This is a genomic window from Klebsiella oxytoca NBRC 105695, from assembly GCF_001598695.1.
Taxonomy (GTDB): Bacteria; Pseudomonadota; Gammaproteobacteria; order Enterobacterales; family Enterobacteriaceae; genus Klebsiella; species Klebsiella oxytoca.
The window spans coordinates 19468-37630 of sequence record NZ_BCZK01000018.1 but is presented as its reverse complement, the minus strand read 5'-3'; the positions used below and the strand labels follow the sequence as shown (position 1 = coordinate 37630).

The 18163-nt window shown below is 56.9% G+C and carries 20 protein-coding genes; 8 read left to right on the top strand and 12 right to left on the bottom strand.

What is annotated here, in order from left to right:
- The first annotated feature begins 106 nt into the window (after positions 1 to 106).
- On the top strand, positions 107 to 1351 hold the full coding sequence (gene mtr / locus KO1_RS23630; RefSeq protein WP_017145353.1) for a tryptophan permease: 1245 nt from the start codon (positions 107 to 109) through the stop codon (positions 1349 to 1351).
- A gap of 32 nt (positions 1352 to 1383) precedes the next feature.
- Here the strand turns inward: mtr and KO1_RS23625 are convergent, their stop codons facing one another.
- From KO1_RS23625 to ubiU, 3 genes are all read right to left on the bottom strand, one after another.
- Entirely contained in the window at positions 1384 to 2391 is a 1008-nt protein-coding gene (locus tag KO1_RS23625; RefSeq protein WP_004106061.1) for a luciferase-like monooxygenase, read from the bottom strand.
- A gap of 143 nt (positions 2392 to 2534) precedes the next feature.
- A complete protein-coding gene (locus KO1_RS23620) occupies positions 2535 to 3413 on the bottom strand; it encodes a U32 family peptidase (RefSeq protein ID WP_064407136.1) in 879 nt (292 codons plus the stop codon).
- An 8-nt stretch (positions 3414 to 3421) separates the two neighbouring features.
- Positions 3422 to 4417: a ubiquinone anaerobic biosynthesis protein UbiU gene (gene ubiU, locus KO1_RS23615; RefSeq protein WP_004106058.1), complete on the bottom strand. Its 996-nt coding sequence runs from the start codon at positions 4415 to 4417 to the stop codon at positions 3422 to 3424.
- A gap of 221 nt (positions 4418 to 4638) precedes the next feature.
- On the opposite strand from ubiU, the gene ubiT reads away from it, so the two are divergent.
- Together ubiT and KO1_RS23605 are read left to right on the top strand one after the other, a co-directional pair.
- On the top strand, positions 4639 to 5163 hold the full coding sequence (ubiT, locus tag KO1_RS23610; RefSeq protein WP_017145355.1) for a ubiquinone anaerobic biosynthesis accessory factor UbiT: 525 nt from the start codon (positions 4639 to 4641) through the stop codon (positions 5161 to 5163).
- The gene (locus tag KO1_RS23605) at positions 5157 to 5660 is read left to right on the top strand and encodes a GNAT family N-acetyltransferase (RefSeq protein WP_004115804.1); all 504 of its coding nucleotides are present in this window, start codon (positions 5157 to 5159) and stop codon (positions 5658 to 5660) included. Before ubiT ends, KO1_RS23605 begins: the two co-directional genes overlap by 7 nt.
- On the opposite strand, the gene KO1_RS23600 is transcribed toward KO1_RS23605, so the two are convergent.
- Complete coding sequence (locus KO1_RS23600; protein ID WP_004115802.1) at positions 5647 to 5931, bottom strand: GIY-YIG nuclease family protein; 285 nt, start codon at positions 5929 to 5931, stop codon at positions 5647 to 5649. The two genes, KO1_RS23605 and KO1_RS23600, sit on opposite strands and share 14 nt — an antisense overlap.
- Positions 5932 to 5986: 55 nt before the next feature.
- Between KO1_RS23600 and KO1_RS23595 the strand changes: the two genes are divergently transcribed.
- Positions 5987 to 6430 carry a YhbP family protein gene (locus KO1_RS23595; protein WP_004106054.1) on the top strand — a complete coding sequence of 148 codons (444 nt, stop codon included), beginning with the start codon at positions 5987 to 5989 and terminating at the stop codon, positions 6428 to 6430.
- Here the strand turns inward: KO1_RS23595 and KO1_RS23590 are convergent.
- Positions 6410 to 6928, bottom strand: coding sequence for a type 1 glutamine amidotransferase domain-containing protein (locus KO1_RS23590; protein WP_064407134.1), 519 nt, complete (start codon positions 6926 to 6928; stop codon positions 6410 to 6412). The two genes, KO1_RS23595 and KO1_RS23590, sit on opposite strands and share 21 nt — an antisense overlap.
- A gap of 128 nt (positions 6929 to 7056) precedes the next feature.
- Between KO1_RS23590 and KO1_RS23585 the strand changes: the two genes are divergently transcribed.
- From KO1_RS23585 to KO1_RS28450, 3 genes are all read left to right on the top strand, one after another.
- Positions 7057 to 7707 carry an NAD(P)H-binding protein gene (locus tag KO1_RS23585; RefSeq protein WP_004106052.1) on the top strand — a complete coding sequence of 217 codons (651 nt, stop codon included), beginning with the start codon at positions 7057 to 7059 and terminating at the stop codon, positions 7705 to 7707.
- 69 nt (positions 7708 to 7776) lie between these two features.
- Entirely contained in the window at positions 7777 to 8817 is a 1041-nt protein-coding gene (locus KO1_RS23580) for a permease (RefSeq protein WP_023330085.1), read from the top strand.
- Complete coding sequence (locus tag KO1_RS28450) at positions 8817 to 8981, top strand: hypothetical protein (RefSeq protein WP_159442762.1); 165 nt, start codon at positions 8817 to 8819, stop codon at positions 8979 to 8981. Before KO1_RS23580 ends, KO1_RS28450 begins: the two co-directional genes overlap by 1 nt.
- Here KO1_RS28450 and dolP read toward each other — a convergent pair.
- From dolP to KO1_RS23560, 4 genes are all read right to left on the bottom strand, one after another.
- Positions 8969 to 9544, bottom strand: coding sequence for a division/outer membrane stress-associated lipid-binding lipoprotein (dolP, locus tag KO1_RS23575; protein ID WP_004106049.1), 576 nt, complete (start codon positions 9542 to 9544; stop codon positions 8969 to 8971). The genes KO1_RS28450 and dolP overlap by 13 nt on opposite strands.
- Before the next feature lie 9 nt (positions 9545 to 9553).
- On the bottom strand, positions 9554 to 10144 hold the full coding sequence (diaA, locus tag KO1_RS23570) for a DnaA initiator-associating protein DiaA (RefSeq protein WP_002918211.1): 591 nt from the start codon (positions 10142 to 10144) through the stop codon (positions 9554 to 9556).
- A gap of 211 nt (positions 10145 to 10355) precedes the next feature.
- Positions 10356 to 10742, bottom strand: coding sequence for a YraN family protein (locus tag KO1_RS23565; RefSeq protein ID WP_004106044.1), 387 nt, complete (start codon positions 10740 to 10742; stop codon positions 10356 to 10358).
- A complete protein-coding gene (locus KO1_RS23560) occupies positions 10700 to 12781 on the bottom strand; it encodes a penicillin-binding protein activator (RefSeq protein WP_049591514.1) in 2082 nt (693 codons plus the stop codon). Before KO1_RS23560 ends, KO1_RS23565 begins: the two co-directional genes overlap by 43 nt.
- Before the next feature lie 63 nt (positions 12782 to 12844).
- On the opposite strand from KO1_RS23560, the gene rsmI reads away from it, so the two are divergent.
- Positions 12845 to 13705 (top strand): 16S rRNA (cytidine(1402)-2'-O)-methyltransferase, encoded by an 861-nt coding sequence (gene rsmI / locus KO1_RS23555; protein ID WP_016809836.1) that lies wholly within the window; start codon positions 12845 to 12847, stop codon positions 13703 to 13705.
- A 50-nt stretch (positions 13706 to 13755) separates the two neighbouring features.
- Here rsmI and KO1_RS23550 read toward each other — a convergent pair whose 3' ends face one another.
- From KO1_RS23550 to KO1_RS23540, 3 genes are read right to left on the bottom strand one after another with little or no spacing between them, the layout of a single operon-like run.
- Entirely contained in the window at positions 13756 to 14847 is a 1092-nt protein-coding gene (locus KO1_RS23550) for a fimbrial protein (protein WP_064407132.1), read from the bottom strand.
- 13 nt (positions 14848 to 14860) lie between these two features.
- Complete coding sequence (locus KO1_RS23545) at positions 14861 to 17386, bottom strand: fimbria/pilus outer membrane usher protein (protein WP_064407130.1); 2526 nt, start codon at positions 17384 to 17386, stop codon at positions 14861 to 14863.
- 56 nt (positions 17387 to 17442) lie between these two features.
- A complete protein-coding gene (locus KO1_RS23540) occupies positions 17443 to 18135 on the bottom strand; it encodes a fimbrial biogenesis chaperone (RefSeq protein WP_004106031.1) in 693 nt (230 codons plus the stop codon).
- Between the last annotated feature and the right edge of the window lie 28 nt (positions 18136 to 18163).

Here is an 18163-nt window from a genome sequence, read left to right as displayed (position 1 = left end):
CCGATCTTAACGATTGGGGCTTTTTTTATTTCCTTTGTACTTGTGTACTGGTACAGTGCGTCACGTTGATAACAAGAAAAGTATTTTCGACTGGAGATTTCGGCAAATGGCGACACTTACCACTACGGCAACCCGACCGTCCTTATTTGGCGGCGTAGTGATTATCGGCGGGACAATTATTGGCGCGGGCATGTTTTCGCTGCCGGTTGTAATGTCCGGCGCATGGTTCTTCTGGTCTCTGGCGGCGCTGGTTTTTACCTGGTTTTGTATGCTGCATTCCGGGTTGATGATCCTCGAAGCGAACCTGAATTATCGGATTGGTTCGAGCTTCGATACCATTACTAAAGATCTGCTCGGTAAAGGCTGGAATCTGGTTAACGGCGTGTCGATCGCCTTTGTACTTTATATTCTGACTTACGCCTATATCTCCGCCAGCGGCTCGATCCTGCACCATACGTTTAGCGAAATGTCGCTGAACGTACCGGCAAGGGCGGCTGGTTTTGGTTTTGCGCTACTGGTGGCGTTTATCGTCTGGTTGAGCACCAAAGCGGTGAGCCGCATGACGGCCATTGTGCTGGGAGCTAAGGTCATTACCTTCTTTCTGACCTTTGGCAGCCTGTTGGGACACGTCCAGCCGACCACGCTGTTTAACGTGGCTGAACAAAATGCCTCGTATATGCCCTATCTGCTGATGACGCTGCCGTTCTGTCTCGCATCTTTCGGATATCATGGCAACGTGCCGAGCCTGATGAAGTACTACGGCAAAGATCCGCGCACAATCGTGAAATGCCTGGTTTACGGTACGCTGCTGGCGCTGGGTCTGTACGTGGTGTGGCTGCTGGTGACGATGGGCAATATCCCGCGCCCTGAATTTATCGGCATCGCGCAGAAGGGGGGTAATATAGATGTCCTGGTCCAGGCGCTTAGCGGAGTGCTGAACAGCCGGAGCCTGGATCTGCTGTTAGTCATCTTTTCGAACTTTGCCGTTGCCAGTTCATTCCTTGGCGTAACGCTGGGGCTGTTTGATTATCTGGCGGATCTGTTCGGCTTCGATGACTCCGCGCTGGGACGTTTTAAAACAGCGGTACTGACCTTCGTTCCGCCGATGGCGGGAGGCTTGCTGTGGCCGAACGGATTCCTCTATGCGATCGGCTATGCAGGTCTGGCCGCGACGATCTGGGCGGCAATTGTACCGGCGCTGCTGGCTCGCGCATCGCGTAAACGTTTTGGCAGCCCATTGTTTCGCGTTTGGGGTGGAAAGCCGATGATCGCTTTGGTGCTGCTGTTTGGGCTGGGTAACGTTATCGTGCATTTCCTCTCAAGCTTTAACGTATTACCCACCTATCAATAATTGAAAATGCGGCAAAAATGCCGCATTGCTCACTACCCGATCAGCTCTTCTTTCACCTGCATCGCCAAATCAAATGAATGCAGGCGCGCCTGATGATCGAAGATTTGGCCGTTAACCATGATCTCATCAGCCTGGGTCTCCCGTAGGATCGATGCCAGCCCGTGGCGGATTTTCGCTTTATCGCCGACCAGCGACATGCTCAGCGCCTGCTGAACGCCGTACTGCTCTGAAGCGGACCACAGCTGATGCATATTTTGCACCGGCGGCGGCAGTTGTCCGGTCTCGCCCCGGCGCAGTTTGACGAACGCCTGCTGCATGGACGTAAACAGAAATTCCGCATCTCTGTCGCTATCGGCGGCAATAATGTTAATGCATACCATCGCATACGGCTTCTCTAACCGTTCTGACGGCTGGAAGTGGGTGCGGTAGAGGTGCAGGGCCTGGAAGAGCATATCCGGCGCGAAGTGCGAGGCAAAGGCGAACGGCAGCCCCAGCTGCGCCGCCAGCTGAGCGCTGTAAAGGCTTGAGCCGAGCAGCCAGACAGGTATCTTCTCGCCATAGCCGGGAACCGGCCGTACGTGCGGATTAGGATCGCGGGCGTCGAACCAGTCCACCAGCTCCGCGACATCGCGCGGGAAGTTATCAACATCGCCGCTCATATGGCGACGCAGCGCGCGCATGGTCGGCTGATCGCTACCTGGCGCGCGCCCAAGGCCGAGATCGATACGACCGGGGTAGAGCGTATTGAGCGTGCCGAACTGCTCGGCAATCACCAGCGGCGAATGGTTAGGCAGCATCACGCCGCCGGAGCCCAGATGCAGAGTGGTGGTATGGGCGGCAAGATAGCCAATCAGCACCGAGGTCGCGGCGCTGGCAATACCGACCATATTATGGTGTTCGGCCAGCCAGTAGCGATGATAACCGCGTTTTTCCGCCAGCTGCGCCAGATCTAAAGAGTGGGAGAAAGCTTCCTTTGCGGAAGATCCTTGCGGGATTGGCGCCAGGTCGAGCACCGAGAATGAAACAGATTTGTCAGTCATAAAGGCTCACTTTGCTACAGCATCGTCATCAGATTGAAGGTCTTCTTCCAGCCTGGCGCATCCGCGATACGCCTGCCAGAAAAGCTGCATCTTTAATAGTGCATTAAAAAGCAGCGATAGCCATTAACAAAGTGAGCGGTTAATCAGCTCTGCAGTTCCAGTCCGGCCAGCCGCCGCCAGTAGCCGTTGCAGTCGCTGTTCGCCGTCAGCGGTAGCGGCGCAGAGCCGTTCTCATTTGCCCGGAAGGCGTCCAGCATCGCAAAGGTCTCGATGCCCAGCGGCGACAGGCGGACCATATCCACCAGCCCGTGCATGGTGCTCAGCTCATTCCCGAGGTTATAGACGTAGCCGCTCATGGTCTGAATGCCGTTGAGGACGAATACCTGCTGGTTCTCCTGTGAGAGCACGTCGCGCCCGTTAGGATATTTAATGCAGCAGGTTTCGCACTCGTCTTTGGGTCGGTCTTCCGAACGGGCGGTAAAGCAACGGGCGGAGTAGGCCAGCGGCAGATGGCCGTAGCTCAGCACCTCTACCTCAAACTGGTTGCGAATGCCCAGTTCGTCGCACTGGGTCAGCAAGTTCGCCAGCCAGTCGCGGGAAAGCTCGACCGGCATACACCAGCGCACCATACCTTGCTTAAGCAGCAGACGCAGGGTGACGGCGTTGTAGCAGTTGAGCGCATGGCCAGCGACGAACGGCAGTTTACGTTCCGCGCACAGGTTAACGACGCCGAGATCGCTGGCTTCAATCAGAAATTCGCCGTTATCGACATAGCGCTTCAGTTCGCCCAGTTCCGAGGACGCCTGCACCAGCGCGAGGGTGGAAAGCACTACCTGTTTGCCGCTTCCCGCCAGCGCTTTCGCCATCTCGATCCAGTCGCCGACTTTGGTGGCGCGGCGTTTGCTGCATACCGCTTCGCCGAGATAAATCGTGTCCGCGCTGCAGCTGGCTGCCTGCTGGTAAAAATCTTCCAGCGTCTCTTTTGGCCAGTAATAAAGCACCGGCCCTAATGAATATTTCATTGCTGTTCTCACTGCCATTTACGGTGATAGGCGCCAAGGGTGGTTTGCGTCCCTTCGGACATCGAACCGAGGGTCTCCATCCACGCGGACTGCGGCACGAAGTTTTGCGGATCGGCTTTGCAGCGATCGATCGCCTGACGCCAGACTTTCGCCACCTGGGTGACGTACGCCGGACTGCGCTGGCGGCCCTCGATTTTGACCGAGGCAATATTTGCCGCCATCAGCTCCGGCAGCAGCTCCAGGGTGTTCAGGCTGGTGGGCTCTTCCAGTGCGTGGTAGCGCTCGCCGTCGACCAGATACCGCCCTTTACAGAGGGTGGGATAGCCGGCATTTTCACCATCTCGATAGCGGTCGATCAGCACTTCGTTAAGGCGTGATTCCAGTCCCTGCGGCGTTTGCTGCCAGCGCACGAAGCGTGCCGGCGAACAGGCGCCGACGGTATTCGGTGATTCGCCGGTCAGATAAGAGGAAAGATAGCAGCGGCCTTCCGCCATAATGCACAGGCTGCCGAAGGCGAAGACCTCCAGCGGCACCGGCGTGGCGCGGGCCAGCTGTTTGACCTGGTGAATCGACAGTACGCGCGGCAGCACCACGCGGGCGACGTCAAAGTTGCGATGATAAAATTTTACCGCTTCTTCGTTAGTGGCCGAGGCCTGAACGGAAACGTGACGCTCGATGTGCGGGTAGCGCTCGGCGGCATACTCCAGCATTGCGATATCGGCGAGGATCAGCGCGTCGGCGCCCAGCTGGGCCGCCATATCTACCGCGCGCTGCCAGCGGGCATAGCCATCAGGATGCGCGAAGGTATTGATGGCAATATGCAGTTTACGACGATGCTGGTGCACAAAGCTGACGGCTTCCTGCAGTTTCTTTTCGGTGAAATTAAGGCCGGCAAAGTGGCGGGCGTTGGTGTCATCTTTCAGCCCGATATAGACGGCATCGGCGCCGTTTTCGATGGCCGCCTTAAGCGCCGGAAGGTTACCGGCTGGGCAGAGCAGCTCCATAATTTTTCCTGAAAAACGCGGCCCGTCAGGGACGCTGGATGGTTAATGAGCTGGGATTTTAGTTAACCTTCTGGTGACAATTTTTGATTTGAGGCAGTTAAAAGCGTATTGGCGGGATCAATACCAGCGGCCCGACATTGTGATTTTGTTGATTTACGCCGCTATGTCGTTTATTTGATATGGCACAATAGAGGAACTATTGCATTCATGGAGTAAAGCTTGTGTTGGATAAACTGCGTTCCCAACTGGTTCACTTTGGCCCGTCGTTAATAAGCGTGCCGGTTAAGCTGGCGCCTTTTGCCCTCAAGCGCCAGGTGCTGGAACAAGTATTAAGCTGGCAGTTTCGCCAGGCGCTGGCGGATGGGGAACTGGATTTTCTCGAGGGGCGCTGGTTAAGTATTCATGTGCGTGATATCGGCCTGCTGTGGTATACCTCGGTGATTAACGGCCGTCTGGTGGTCAGCCCGGAGGCTGAAGCGGACGTCAGCTTTAGCGCCGACGCCAGCGACCTGCTGATGATTGCGGCGCGCAAGCAGGATCCGGATACGTTGTTCTTCCAGCGTCGCCTGGTTATCGAAGGCGATACCGAGCTGGGTCTTTATGTAAAAAACCTGATGGATGCCATTGAGCTGGAGCAGATGCCCAAGGCGCTGCGTATTATGCTGCTGCAGCTGGCGGACTTTGTTGAAGCAGGCCTGAAAGGCCCGCAGAAACCTGAACAGACATCGGTAGGTGAGGCATGCTGATTCGAGTAGAAATTGGGATTGATGCACCGGGAATCGACGCGCTATTGCGTCGTACCTTCGGCAGCGATGCGGAAGCGCAGCTGGTGCACAGCCTACGTGAAGATGGCCTGATCACGCTGGGCGTGGTGGCGACGGATGACGAAGGTCAGGTCGTGGGCTATGCGGCCTTTAGCCCGGTTGCCGTTGAAGGCGAAGAGCTGCAGTGGGTTGGACTGGCTCCGCTGGCGGTCGATGAAAGCTACCGCGGTCAGGGCATCGGTCGTCAGCTGGTCTATGAAGGGCTCGATTCACTGAACGAGTTTGGCTATGCCGCTGTTGTCACCCTTGGCGATCCGGCGCTTTATGGTCGTCTGGGCTTTGAACCCGCAGCGCGTTTTAATCTGCACTGCCGTTGGCCGGATAGCGCGGATGCTTTCCAGGTTCACCGCCTGGCCGATAACGCCCTTGATGGCGTCAGCGGGCTGGTCGAATACAGCGACCACTTTAACCGCTTCTGAGGCTTTCCAGCAGCGCCTCAAACGAACCGTCTCCGGCAACGAGGCGCTCTTTCTGGCGCTTCGTTAGCTGCTTGATACGATACTCCAGCCGTAATGCTAGTGAGTGTTCACCAACTTCCTGGCTGAAGGCCAGCTGAAGCTCTCCCTTACCACGCAGCGCTTTCGCGCCTTTGCCGTCCTGGTGCTGGCAAAAGCGGCGTGAGACATCGGTAGTAATCCCGGTATAAAGGCGATTATCGGCGGTACGAATCAGATAGAGAAACCAGCACACGGTACAGAGGTCGCTATGTTAAGGTGTGAGCACCATAACATACTGGAGAGTAAAGATGGATACGCTCGCCGCTATCAGCCGTTGGCTGGGAAAGCAGCATGTCGTGACCTGGTGCGTCGCCCGCGATGACGAGCTGTGGTGCGCCAATGCCTTTTACGTTTATGACCCGGAAAAGGTCGCCTTTTATTTGCTTAGCGATGAAAAAACGCGCCACGGCCAGATGACCGGGAAAGGCGCCAGGGTGGCCGGAACGGTAAACGGCCAGCCGAAGACCGTCGCCTTGATCCGCGGCGTCCAGTTTAAAGGCCAAATTCGCCGCCTGTCCGGGGAGGAAGAGGCGGCGATGCGTAAGCGTTACGTCAGCCGTTTTCCGGTTGCCCGCATGCTATCGGCGCCCGTCTGGGAGATTCTCCCCGATGAGCTTAAGTTCACCGATAACACGCTGGGCTTTGGTAAAAAGCTGCACTGGCTGCGTGAATCAGGCACCGAGCAGACGTAAAGCTTCTCGATTAAACGCCGGCAGGTCGTCCGGGGTTCTGCTGGTCACCAGCTGCTCGTTGTCGATAACCACTTCCTGATCGTAGAATTCGCCACCGGCGTTTTTCACGTCGACGATGATAGGCTTCACGGCCGTCAGCTTACGCCCGCGAATCACATCGGCGCTAATCAACAGCTGCGGACCGTGACAGATGGCGAATACCGGTTTGCCGCTGTTCACAAAATCGCGGGTGAAGGTGACAAAGCGTTCGTCTCCGCGCAGCGCGTCCGGTGAATAACCGCCCGGTAGCAGCAGAGCGTCGAAGTCGGCAGGGGTGACGTCATCAATGGCTTTATCGATAACGACTTCAGCTTCCCTTTTTTTCCCTTTTACCTTCTTCCCCGCCTGTTTTTCAATCGTCACGACCTCATGACCGGCCAGACGATAGGCGTCCGCGGGTGAGGTGAACTCCGAGTCTTCAAAGTCGTCGGTAATTAAAACGGCTATCTTCTTACTCATTCTTCCTCCAGTGTTTTGGTGTGGAATGAGGCATTTCCCTGATGATGATGGATAATTACCTCGTAGAGTATTAAGTCTGGAACATGAGGCTGGGATCGCAACATAGAAAAATCTGCAAAGGAGTTTCGATGAGTCAGGTACTGATAACGGGGGCAACCGGGTTAGTTGGCGGTCACTTACTTCGAATGCTACTCAACGCGCCGGGCGTTAAGTCCGTTGCCGCCCCGACGCGTCGGCCGCTGGCCGATATCTCCGGCGTCTTTAACCCCCACGATCCGCAGCTAACGGACGCCCTGGCGCAGGTTGTCGATCCGATAGATATCGTTTTCTGCTGTCTGGGGACTACCCGCCGGGAAGCGGGTAGCAAAGAGGCGTTTGTGCATGCCGATTATACGCTGGTCATTGATACCGCGCTGGTGGGAAAAAAGCTGGGCGCGCAGCATATGCTGGTCGTCAGCGCGATGGGGGCCAATGCGCATTCGCCCTTTTTCTATAATCGTGTAAAGGGTGAGATGGAAGAGGCGCTGATTGCGCAGCAGTGGCCGCGCCTGACCATTGCCCGCCCGTCAATGCTGATAGGCGAGCGCGAAAAAAAACGCGCCGGCGAAACGCTCTTTGCGCCGATTTTCAATCTGCTGCCGGGAAATCTGAAGTCAATAGAGGCGCGGGACGTAGCGAGCGCGCTACTCGCGGAGGCGCTATCGCCCACGCAGGAGGGCGTACAAATTCTCTCTTCGTCGCAGCTGCGCGAAAGGGCGGCACGCTCGGGGGATTACTGATTTCCAAAATTTCCCCGGAGGCGTAGTATTCATGTCCTCAATTTATCATGACACTCCCCGGGGAATGCTATGGCTGGTCAGTCTTCATCTCAGGCGGCATCACCGTTTCAATGGTGGAAGCCCGCGCTCTTTTTTCTCGTCGTTATCGTTGGTCTGTGGTTCGTTAAATGGCAACCCTACTATGGCAAAGCCTTCACCGCCGCAGAGACGCACAGTATCGGCAAATCCATCCTTGCTAACAGTAACGCTAACCCTTTCGCTGCGGCCTGGGATTACGCCCTGGTCTATTTCCTGGCCGTATGGAAAGCGGCGGTCCTGGGCGTGCTGCTGGGTTCGCTGATTCAGGTGCTGATCCCGCGTGACTGGCTGCTACGCACGCTGGGGCAGGCGCGTTTTCGCGGTACGCTGCTGGGAACCGTATTCTCTCTGCCGGGCATGATGTGTACCTGCTGCGCCGCGCCGGTGGCGGCAGGAATGCGTAAACAGCAGGCCTCGATGGGCGGCGCGCTGGCGTTCTGGCTGGGCAATCCGCTGCTCAATCCGGCGACGCTGGTGTTTATGGGCTTTGTGCTGGGCTGGCAGTTTGCGCTGGTGCGCCTGCTGGCTGGGCTGGCGACGGTGCTGGTGGTCGCAACGCTGGTGCAGAAATGGGTAAAAGAGGCGGCGACGCAGCCGGTTTCGGTGCCTGAACAGCCGGTTGTAACCGTGCAGGACGGTTTCTTTAGCCGCTGGCTGCGCGCTCTCTGGACGCTGTTCTGGAACACTATCCCGGTTTATATTCTGGCGGTGCTGGTGCTGGGAGCCGCGCGGGTGTGGTTATTCCCTCATGCCGATGGGGTGGTGGATAACACGCTGTTCTGGGTGATTGCTATGGCGATTGCCGGCTGCCTGTTTGTTATTCCGACGGCGGCGGAGATTCCGATAGTGCAGACGATGATGCTGGCAGGTATGGGCGTGGCGCCCGCGCTGGCGCTGCTGATTACGCTGCCTGCTGTCAGCGTACCGTCACTGATTATGCTGCGGAAAGCGTTTCCGGCGAAGGCGCTGTGGCTGACTGGCGGACTGGTGGCGCTGTGCGGCGCGGTGGTTGGCGGGCTGGCTTTAATCTGATGACTTTCCCGGAGGCGGCGCTGCGCGCCTGTCCGGGCTTGCTGATGACCTTCCCGGAGGCGGCGCTGTGCGCCTGTTCGGGCTACGGGCCTACAGCAGGCGATGAACCCGTAGCCCGGCTCAGCAAAGCGCAAGCCGGGAGGGTTAACGTTTACTTGATATAGGTAAAAGCGGTGGTGACGCGAGTCACGCCGCTTACCCGGCTGGCGATATCCGCCGCCGCGCGTCCTTCACGGTCGGTAACCAGACCCATCAGGAACACTTCGCCATTTTCGGTTGTTACCTTCACGTTGGAGGATTTCACCTGGTCGGTACCCAGCAGCTGGGAGCGGACTTTGGTGGTGATCCAGGTATCCGAAGAGGCGGTACCTAAGCCGATCGGCTGGCCCTGACGCACTTCATTAAACACCTCCGTTGTCCCTTCTACGCCCATTGCGATTTGCTTCGCGCGCGCGGAGAGGTCTGGCGTTGGAGACTGACCGGTCAGCAGGACTTTACCCTGGTAGGCGGTCACGTTGATGCGGGCCTGTTTCTTAATTTGTTCATCTTTGGATAGCGCGCTGTTGACGCGTAGCTCCAGCGTGCTGTCATCCACCTGAGTACCTACCGTACGCGGGTCCGTCGCGGCTTTGGTGCCGACCGCTGCCGTGCCAACTACCGCTGCGGCAACGCATCCCTGAAGCAGTAGCGCAGACAGCAGAATGGCGAGGGGCGAGAGAGCCTTCATGTGTTCTCCTTAATCGTCCTGGTGTGGAAAAAGCGTGTTATCGATCAAATCGCACAGACAATTGACGGTGAGCATATGCATTTCCTGAATTCGCGCGCTGCGATGCGAGGGAATGCGGATTTCGACGTCCTGCTGCCCTAAGAGGCCAGCCAGTTCACCGCCGTCATAACCGGTTAACGCCACGATAGTCATATCGCGGGTGACCGCCGCTTCCACGGCTTTCACGATATCCCGGCTATTGCCGCGCGTAGAAATCGCCAGCAGTACGTCGCCGGCGTGTCCCAACGCCCGCACCTGCTTGGCATAGATTTCATCATGCAGGCGATCGTTGGCAATTGCGGTTAAGACCACATTATCGGTATTTAGTGCAATGGCGGGTAAACCAGGGCGTTCAGTTTCGAAACGATTAATCATGCTGGCAGCAAAATGCTGTGCGTTGGCGGCGGAAGTGCCATTACCACAACAGAGAATTTTGTTGCCGTTCAGCAGCGATTGTACGAGCGTCATAGCCGCACGGGAGATGGCGTCCGGGAGTGCTTCCGCTGCTGCAATTTGGGTTTGAATGCTTTCGGTGAAGCAGGCTTTGATTCTGTCGAGCACGGGATCCCTTAATTCATTTTACCCATCATACTTCAGGTTGCTTGTGCGTTGGCTACGCTCGTTCGCCCGAATCACTGACTTGAGTCAGCTCATCGGGACTTTCTCGCTTGCCGCGTTACTCGGCCTGCGGTCTCGCCCCTTCGGGGCCAGCGCCAGCGCTGTTCAAAGCACAAGTGCTTTGTCCTGCAACTCCAATTATTTTGGGTATACGCTATTCGCCAAAGGCGTTTTTTAGCCATTGGATGTCGTTTCCGGTGAAGGCTACCACATCGAAACGGCAATCCACAGTCTCAAAGCTCCCATTCTGTCGGCAGAGCCACAGACGCGCGGCTTTGAGCAGTCTTTGTTGCTTTTGCGGCGTGACGCTGGAAGCGGCATCGCCGTAGCTTGCGCTGCGACGATAGCGTACTTCGACAAATACGGTGACGCTACCGTCGCGCATGATGAGGTCAATCTCGCCGCCGCGCTCGCGGACGTTGGCGGCGATAAAGCGCAAACCCTGGCGCTCCAGCCAGCGGCGCGCCTGCATTTCCCAGGCATCGCCGGTCTGTTTACTTAGTTGGCTGCGACGATTTGCCCACCCTGGTATTTGAGCCATGACAGTTTCCTGTTGATCACGCAATCCTGCGTGGCCGTAAGATCGCCGGTATTGCCGTTCAGCTCAAAGCCTGGCACCTGGCGCATCTGCGAGAAGTGGTTGGCCAGAGACCAGGCGTCGGCGCCCATGGCGTACAGGCGCGCCAGCGAGTAGTCGTTACGAACGGCGGCCAGCGCCTGCTGCTGCAGCGCCGGGTTGCTTCCCGCCAGCATCGGGATTTCGCTGTATTGCAGGCCTTCCATCTCCAGACGGAAGTCCGGGCCGGAGGTTCCCTGGGCGCTGCGGGAGCTGGCGTACAACGTCACGCCGCTCTGGCTACCGTTACGCAGGGCAATCATCGGCTTGACGTAAGCAATTTGTTCCGGCGTCGCCAGGATGTACGCGGCGTCGACGCCGCCGGTGCTGCTGACCGGCACATCGCTCGGGCTTCCCAGAGCGCTGTCCTGCGCTGACGGCAGGGTAGAAACCGGCGTACCGCTTAATGAAATACCGCTGTTAACGCTGCCGCGCAGCTCGGCCGTGGAACCTAAACGCTGTTGCAGTACCGTGCCGCCCCCCAGCTTCAGCCACTCATTGGCAAAGGCATTAACCACGCGATCGCCCAGCGCGCCGCGCGGCACCAGCAGCAGCGGAGTTTGTTTACCCTGATCGTGTATGTGGTGCGCCGCGTCGCGAGCTTCGTCTTCCGGAGAGAGGGCGAAATAGCAGATATTAACCCGGTTTTCGATTTTCTCCGGCTGGTTGAGCGCCAGCACGTTCAGCGAGGTATTGCTCTTGATGACCTGTTCGACGTTATCTTTCAGCAGCGGGCCGACGACGATGGTCGCGCCGTCCTGCTGTACCTGAGCCAGTAGCTGGCTCATCGGTTGCGTGGTGGTGTCATAGATTTTCAGCTCGGCGGCCGGGTTAGCCGGGGTGGCGGACACAGCCTGAGTCTGCGGTGCCTGTACCGGCTGGCTGGTGGTCTCCGGCGCCGGGGCGGATGTCGCCTCCGGTGCGGTGACCGGCGCCTGAGCTTGCGCCTGGTCGGCAGCTGGCGTTTGTACTGGCGCCTGAGCGCTGTTCGTCGCCGTCAGATCGGTTACTTCCGCCTGCGACGGGCTTACCACTGCGCTATCGGCAACATTCGCCGCCTGGGCGACCTGGGCGGGCACCGCGCTTCCGGAAACGGCAGGCGCGCCGTTTTTCGCCGCTTCAAAGCCCTGCTGGATAGTCCGGCCAAAAATGGCCGCCTGACCGTTAAGCGGCAGCAGCAGCGCGATTTTATTGGTCGATGCGGCCTGGTAGTTTTGCATATTGACGAGCTGCGTCGGCAGCATTTTCGCGCCCGGGTTTTGCGGATAGCGGGTCTGCCAGTCTTTGATGCCTGCTTTGAGCATTGTCGGATCGCTGCGGTTATCAAACCACATGCGCTGCAGGTCCAGCCAGCCCTGCAGAACGTTCTCGTCGGCGTTAATCACCAGCGCGTAGGCCTGATCTTTGGTCATCGCGGTGAGCGCTTTCCAGGTCGCGTCGATGTTCTTCTGCTTTTGCGCGGCCAGGCTCAGCAGCGGCTGCTGAGCGACCAGGGCCCGCAGCAGGTTCAGCGAAGGCTGCCCCTGGCTGGCGTCAATTTGCGCCTGCCAGTAGCGCGGCAGCTGGTTCTGCTCAAAGCTTGCCGGATCGAGTTTGCTCAGCAGCGCCTGCGCGCCCTGGAAGTCGTTCTGCGCCAGCTTCACTTCTACCGCCAGCAACGACCGTTCGCGACTTTGCGCAGCGTTAAGACCGGACGGCAGCTGGTTGAACAGCTCAACGGCCTGCGGTTTCTTACCTTCTTTCAGCAGTGCACGAATGGCGAGTAATTGCCAGTTGGTCTTGCTATCATTCGAGCTTTGCTGCATCTGTTGCAGATAGTAACTGGAGTCTGCCTGTGCCGTACCCTGCAAATACGCCGTGCTTTGGTCCGGGGTGTGGGTGCCGCAGCCGGCAAAGATCAGAGCGGCCAGCAGTACGGGCAGACAACGCACGGGTTTAGAACGAAGAAATGTTGACGGTACCATATGTGTCCAGTGATATTTTTTTGGCTCAATGCTCAATATTAATTCGGCAATACGGACGAGACAATGAAACAACACGAATCAGCAGATAATTCTCAGGGACAGCTCTATATTGTGCCCACTCCGATAGGGAATCTGTCTGATATCACGCAACGCGCGCTGGAAGTGTTGCAAGCCGTTGATTTAGTTGCGGCCGAGGATACCCGCCATACCGGTTTGCTGCTGCAGCATTTTGCGATTAACGCCCGGTTATTTGCGCTTCATGACCATAACGAGCAGCAAAAAGCGGAAACGCTGGTGGCGAAGCTAAAAGAGGGGCAAAACATCGCCCTGGTTTCCGATGCCGGAACCCCGCTGATTAACGATCCCGGTTACCATCTGGTGCGCACCTGCCGCGAGGCCAATATCCGCGTGGTGCCGCTGCCCGGCCCCTGCGCGGCGATTGCGGCGCTGAGCGCGGCGGGGCTGCCGTCGGATCGTTTCTGCTACGAAGGTTTTCTGCCTGCGAAGTCTAAAGGGCGTCGCGATACGCTGAAGGCGCTGGAAGAAGAGCCGCGCACCATTATCTTCTATGAATCGACCCACCGCCTGCTGGAAAGCCTGGAAGATATCTGCACGGTACTGGGCGAGTCCCGCTACGTGGTGCTGGCGCGAGAGCTAACCAAAACCTGGGAATCGATTCACGGCGCGCCCATCGGCGAGCTGCTGGCATGGGTGAAAGAAGATGAAAACCGCCGTAAAGGCGAGATGGTGCTCATCGTCGAGGGTTTTAAAGCGCAGGAAGAGGCGCTGCCGGCGGTGGCGCTGCGCACGCTGGCCCTGCTGCAGGCCGAGCTACCGTTGAAAAAAGCCGCTGCCCTGGCCGCAGAAATTCACGGCGTGAAGAAAAACGCGCTGTATAAGTATGCTCTGGAGCAGCAGGGGTAATACTGCGAATTACCGCCTTCCTGATAGCGCGTCAGGAAAGGCGGACTTGGCTATCTAACCGTTGCGGTGAGGGTTGCAGAGGTACGGAAAGGCCCTGGCTGTAGGGCCCCTCCGACCAGATTAATGGGGTATGCCCGCATATGGAGAACGCCTGCCGAATCAGCTAAAGTCATACCAGAGTCTCCTGTAACGGTGATAAGACCTGCCCCCGCGGTAAGGTTATTTATATGGATCCCAATATCCGCGACATTATCTGATTCTCTACGGCGGGCGGCTAATGTGTACTGATCGGCGATGTCTTCACCCTGAACAGCCAGACTGATATAGTCATTTTGTCCAAACAAGGATGTATCCCCGCAATCGTAGACAATATCAAACCTTACAGGCGTATATCCGTCAGGCATGTGGTCCTTAGTGGTGAATTTTGAGGCGCTGATTTGCCCAAGGTCGACCCGAATGACATCGCCTTCGTTAATCTTACAGCTTTGCGGAACGGTGATGCTGCCCTCGAGATAAATATCGGCAATATCTTTGTAGACGTTTTTTGCATAATTAACGGTGCTACTCCAGGCCGACTGGAGGGTAGCAATATGCGTGCTGGGGATCTCCATCCGGCCTAAAAAAGATTTCGTGACGCGAAAGGTAATGCTGACGTTACTGCCTACGGTAAATGTCCCGGCGCGTTGATCTTCAGGATCGCCGCTGCATACGCCATTATCGTTTGCAGCCTTAAAATAACCTTCGCCTCTAACCGGTGAGTTTATGTTAGTAGGAACCGTAAGCGCCGATACGCCGGGTATATCGGTAATCACCGTTTTAATATTCAGGCTGTCGTTTAATTTTTGAAATCCGGAATAGCCGGAGTGAGCTAACGGCGTGGTTGCTGAATAGTAGAGGTTAACCCCGGTGTTGGCGGGGCAGTCGCAAATCATTTTATAGCTGCCGCCGGAGTTGGTGCCGGAGGTCATGTCTATTAAAGTTCCGGCGACGTTTTGCTCTTTTGTCCAGTCATTGGCAAAGCTGGTAGTAAAATTAGCAGGCCCGCCTACGGCTTCGCAGCCGCCCATCGCCGCGCGTGCCGGTGCTGCGGCAAACAGGGCGAGAGCAATGCCGCCGGTTAAAAGATAAATCGCGTTTTTCATGGTGTCATGTTCCTTAGCGGCATGTTGTCGTGGCGCGAATAACGGAGGCTGCGCGCTGGCCGTTAGCGGGCAGGCTAAACGTAAATCGGCACTGCTGATGCTCTTCATTGCCCCAGCGCACGTTCCAGGCCTGCGGCCGTTCGTTGACGCCGGTGAGATAGAGCACGCCGCCTTCATCAACAATGCTCTGCTGCTGCTGGCTTTCGCTGCTGGCCATCGCGCCAAACGGCAGCGGTTTACCGTTTCTGTCGGTCAGCGTCAGCAGCACGCGCTGGCCAACTTTGGCGCTAAACTGCGCGGTCACAGCGGCTCCCTGACTCGGAACCACCAGCTTCATGGTCTGGGTGACGTCGACGTCGTCAGGCATCATGGTGGTATCCAGATAGATACGGTTCTCCTGATAAGAGGTCAGGTAGGGGATCACGGCATAGCCGAAGTAGTCGGTAGCGATTCCGGGATAGTTTTTGACGCGTATACCAGAGGCGCCATCGGCATCAATCAGCGCAAAGGCGTTACCCAGCGGCTGCGACAAGGTGACGCCGTGGCTGTGCGCCACGATGCCGCCGGCCAGGCCATAGCTCATCTGGCGGTTATCGGAACTGTAATCGTAACCGGCGTTGACGGTGCCGTAGGCGGAACGATAGCTGCCATAGAGGCTGCTGCCGTTGCTGTCGTTATTCTCGCTCTGACGCTGTTTCAGGCTGTAGCTCAGACGGCTATCTTCCAGTAGGGAGCCGTTGATTCCGACTTCATGCTGGGTCGCTTGATCCTTCTGGCTGGTGATCCGCCAGTTGGCGTTAGCGTGCGGCAGCCAGCGGTCCAGCGGTACGCTGAGGCTGATGGACAGCGAACGATCGCTGTCGCGATCGGCATAATCGGTAAACTGGCCGCTGACGTTATAGCTGACACCCCACAGGTTGCCGCTAAGGCCAATCGACAGGTTTTTGTCCTTCTGCCCTTTGTCCCAGTATTCCTGCTGCGAACCGGAAGCGTAAAAACTGACGCCGGTAAACAGATTCTGATTAATGCTGAACTGGATTTCGCTGCTCTGCCGATCGCCGGCGTCGATATCCCGCTGGTTGGCATCTGAGAACGTGAAGTAGCCAGTGCTGGTATAGCGGTAATAGCCCAGCGATAGATTGGTGCCGGTCTCTGGAATATCTTTAATGTACTGGGTGCGCCAGCTGTAGCCGGAATCGCTGTCGCCGTTATCAAAGCGGGTATCCGCCCGGCCAATATCCATCGACAGGGCGCCAAACTCTCCCAGCGTACCGCCGATACCCAGAGTTAACGCCTGGTAATCCTCGGAGCCCGTCAGGCCGCCGTACAGCGTAAAGGTGTTACTCAGGCCGTAAATCCCCGTAGTTTCAATGAACTCCGGTTCTTTACTGTCCTCCGAGCCTGCCGCCCGAAAGCGCCCGGCGGTGACGCTATATTTGAGATGCCCCGGCCGCTGCATCATCGGCAGGGAGGAGAACGGCTGTACAAAATGGCGCGTGGTGCCGTCAGCCTCTTCAATCGTCACGTCTAAATCGCCGCTGAATGAGGAGGGATACAGATCGTTGATCTCGAAAGCGCCGGCAGGCACGGTGCTCTGGTAAATGGTGTAACCGTTCTGACGAACCGTCACGATAGCGCTGGAGTTAGCGATCCCGCGGATCGTCGGCGCAAAGCCGCGCTGGCTGTTAGGCAGCATGCTGTCATCGGAATAGAGCCGCGCGCCGGTAAACTGATAGCTGGAGAACACGCTGCCGTCAGTCGCGCTTTCGCCCATCACCAGCTGCGATTTGAGGCTTTTGATATCCCGCTGCAGCCAGGTATTAATGCTGTCCCACTGCGAAGTGTCGCTGTTGTGCGTCCAGGTCGAGTAGTTGCGCAGCCGCCACGGGCCGAGGTTGGCGCCGTTCTGCATGTTCAGATACTGGCGCCTGCTGCGCTCGCCGCCGTCGTAGCGGCTCTCTGAACCGGTAAAGTTATAGTTGGTGAACAGCACCGGGATGCCATTGTCCCAGCGGGAGGGGTCAACATAGCCTCTGGCATCGCGGTAGAGCATAATTTGCGGTACGCTCATGTTCAGCTTACCGTGGTTGAGATCCAGCTCGCTGCTGCTGTTCGGCACCGTTTGCGCGAGGTTGGTGACTTTTGCTGCATCGTCCAGCTTCGCCAGCGCCGGGATCTCATCAACTTTAAAGCCCAGCTCGCGCAGCTGGCCGACGGTAAACTGGGGGATAAGCTGGTGGTTATCTCCGGCGACAAACGGGATTTTACGCTGCGTCAGCTTCTTATTATTAATATAAATATCAACGATATACTCGCCGGGTAGCTGGGCGCTGTCCTGAGAGAAGGCTGATAGATCTACCGTTTGCAGGCCGCTTTTGTTGGTTTCCAGCAGCGAAGGATCGAAATAAAAGTCATCGGCCTGCGCGACATGGCATATCAGGCCGCTGCCGGCCAGCATCATCGGCAAAGCGTGCCTGACCCTGTAAGCAAGGCTTTTAAGCGCCAGCACGTTTTTTTTCCCTGTGGTGTTGCTTTGCATTCCCTGATTGCCCGTATCCGTTATTTATTGTTATTTACGTCTTGCCTGCGTAAGCGTTATTGCAGTACCCGAGTTTCTTTTGCCGTGGTACCGCCATAGTCATTGATGGCGGCCCACTGCACGGTATTACCCGATGCGGCAGGTAGCGGAATTTGTTTGTGCTCGCCGGGAGCGATATAGTCAACCTGATTGGTTAAATCTGTTTTACCCAATGCGATGCCGGCAAATACCACGTAATAGGCGGATGGGTTATAGATATCTAAGGTATTATTCGTTCTCTTATATTGTATAGATTTCCACGCATCCTGCGGGGCGCCTTTAAGATGCGCCGGGCGATAGAAAAGCTTTATTCTGGTTTTAAATACCAGGGTCAGCGCGTTGGTTTTTTCCGCTTCACTTTTCGATTGGGCCGGAATAGCCCGCACGTTAACGTAAAACAGCGACTCTTTATCTTCCGGCAAATTGCCTTCGGTTTTAATAATGCGCAATGAGGAGTCGTCGCCGGCATTCAGGCGAAACAGCGGCGGGGTCATAATAAACGGCCCGCGGATTGTTCCTTGCGGATTATCAATCCATGATTGCAATAAATAGGGCATTTTGCTGCTGTGATTGGCAACGGGCAGGGCGGCCTCTTTTTTACTGGCGTCGTAAATCACCCGCGTGGTTTGCAGAACGATCCCGCCGGCCAGGCTTTGGCTGACCCATCCTCCAAGCAACAAGGCCAATGCTACTAGGGTTTTCCCTTTCATCCTGCGGCTCCAATAAAAAGTTTTACCC

Coding starts and splice junctions, on each gene's coding strand:
- KO1_RS23560 (WP_049591514.1), bottom strand. CDS start 12,781: ATGGTACCGTCAACATTTCTTCGTTCTAAACCCGTGCGTTGTCTGCCC.
- KO1_RS23545 (WP_064407130.1), bottom strand. CDS start 17,386: ATGCAAAGCAACACCACAGGGAAAAAAAACGTGCTGGCGCTTAAAAGC.
- KO1_RS23595 (WP_004106054.1), top strand. CDS start 5,987: ATGGATACGCTCGCCGCTATCAGCCGTTGGCTGGGAAAGCAGCATGTC.
- KO1_RS23550 (WP_064407132.1), bottom strand. CDS start 14,847: ATGAAAAACGCGATTTATCTTTTAACCGGCGGCATTGCTCTCGCCCTG.
- KO1_RS23625 (WP_004106061.1), bottom strand. CDS start 2,391: ATGACTGACAAATCTGTTTCATTCTCGGTGCTCGACCTGGCGCCAATC.
- KO1_RS23540 (WP_004106031.1), bottom strand. CDS start 18,135: ATGAAAGGGAAAACCCTAGTAGCATTGGCCTTGTTGCTTGGAGGATGG.
- KO1_RS23590 (WP_064407134.1), bottom strand. CDS start 6,928: ATGAGTAAGAAGATAGCCGTTTTAATTACCGACGACTTTGAAGACTCG.
- mtr (WP_017145353.1), top strand. CDS start 107: ATGGCGACACTTACCACTACGGCAACCCGACCGTCCTTATTTGGCGGC.
- KO1_RS28450 (WP_159442762.1), top strand. CDS start 8,817: ATGACTTTCCCGGAGGCGGCGCTGCGCGCCTGTCCGGGCTTGCTGATG.
- KO1_RS23620 (WP_064407136.1), bottom strand. CDS start 3,413: ATGAAATATTCATTAGGGCCGGTGCTTTATTACTGGCCAAAAGAGACG.
- dolP (WP_004106049.1), bottom strand. CDS start 9,544: ATGAAGGCTCTCTCGCCCCTCGCCATTCTGCTGTCTGCGCTACTGCTT.
- rsmI (WP_016809836.1), top strand. CDS start 12,845: ATGAAACAACACGAATCAGCAGATAATTCTCAGGGACAGCTCTATATT.
- KO1_RS23580 (WP_023330085.1), top strand. CDS start 7,777: ATGGCTGGTCAGTCTTCATCTCAGGCGGCATCACCGTTTCAATGGTGG.
- ubiU (WP_004106058.1), bottom strand. CDS start 4,417: ATGGAGCTGCTCTGCCCAGCCGGTAACCTTCCGGCGCTTAAGGCGGCC.
- KO1_RS23605 (WP_004115804.1), top strand. CDS start 5,157: ATGCTGATTCGAGTAGAAATTGGGATTGATGCACCGGGAATCGACGCG.
- KO1_RS23565 (WP_004106044.1), bottom strand. CDS start 10,742: ATGGCTCAAATACCAGGGTGGGCAAATCGTCGCAGCCAACTAAGTAAA.
- KO1_RS23585 (WP_004106052.1), top strand. CDS start 7,057: ATGAGTCAGGTACTGATAACGGGGGCAACCGGGTTAGTTGGCGGTCAC.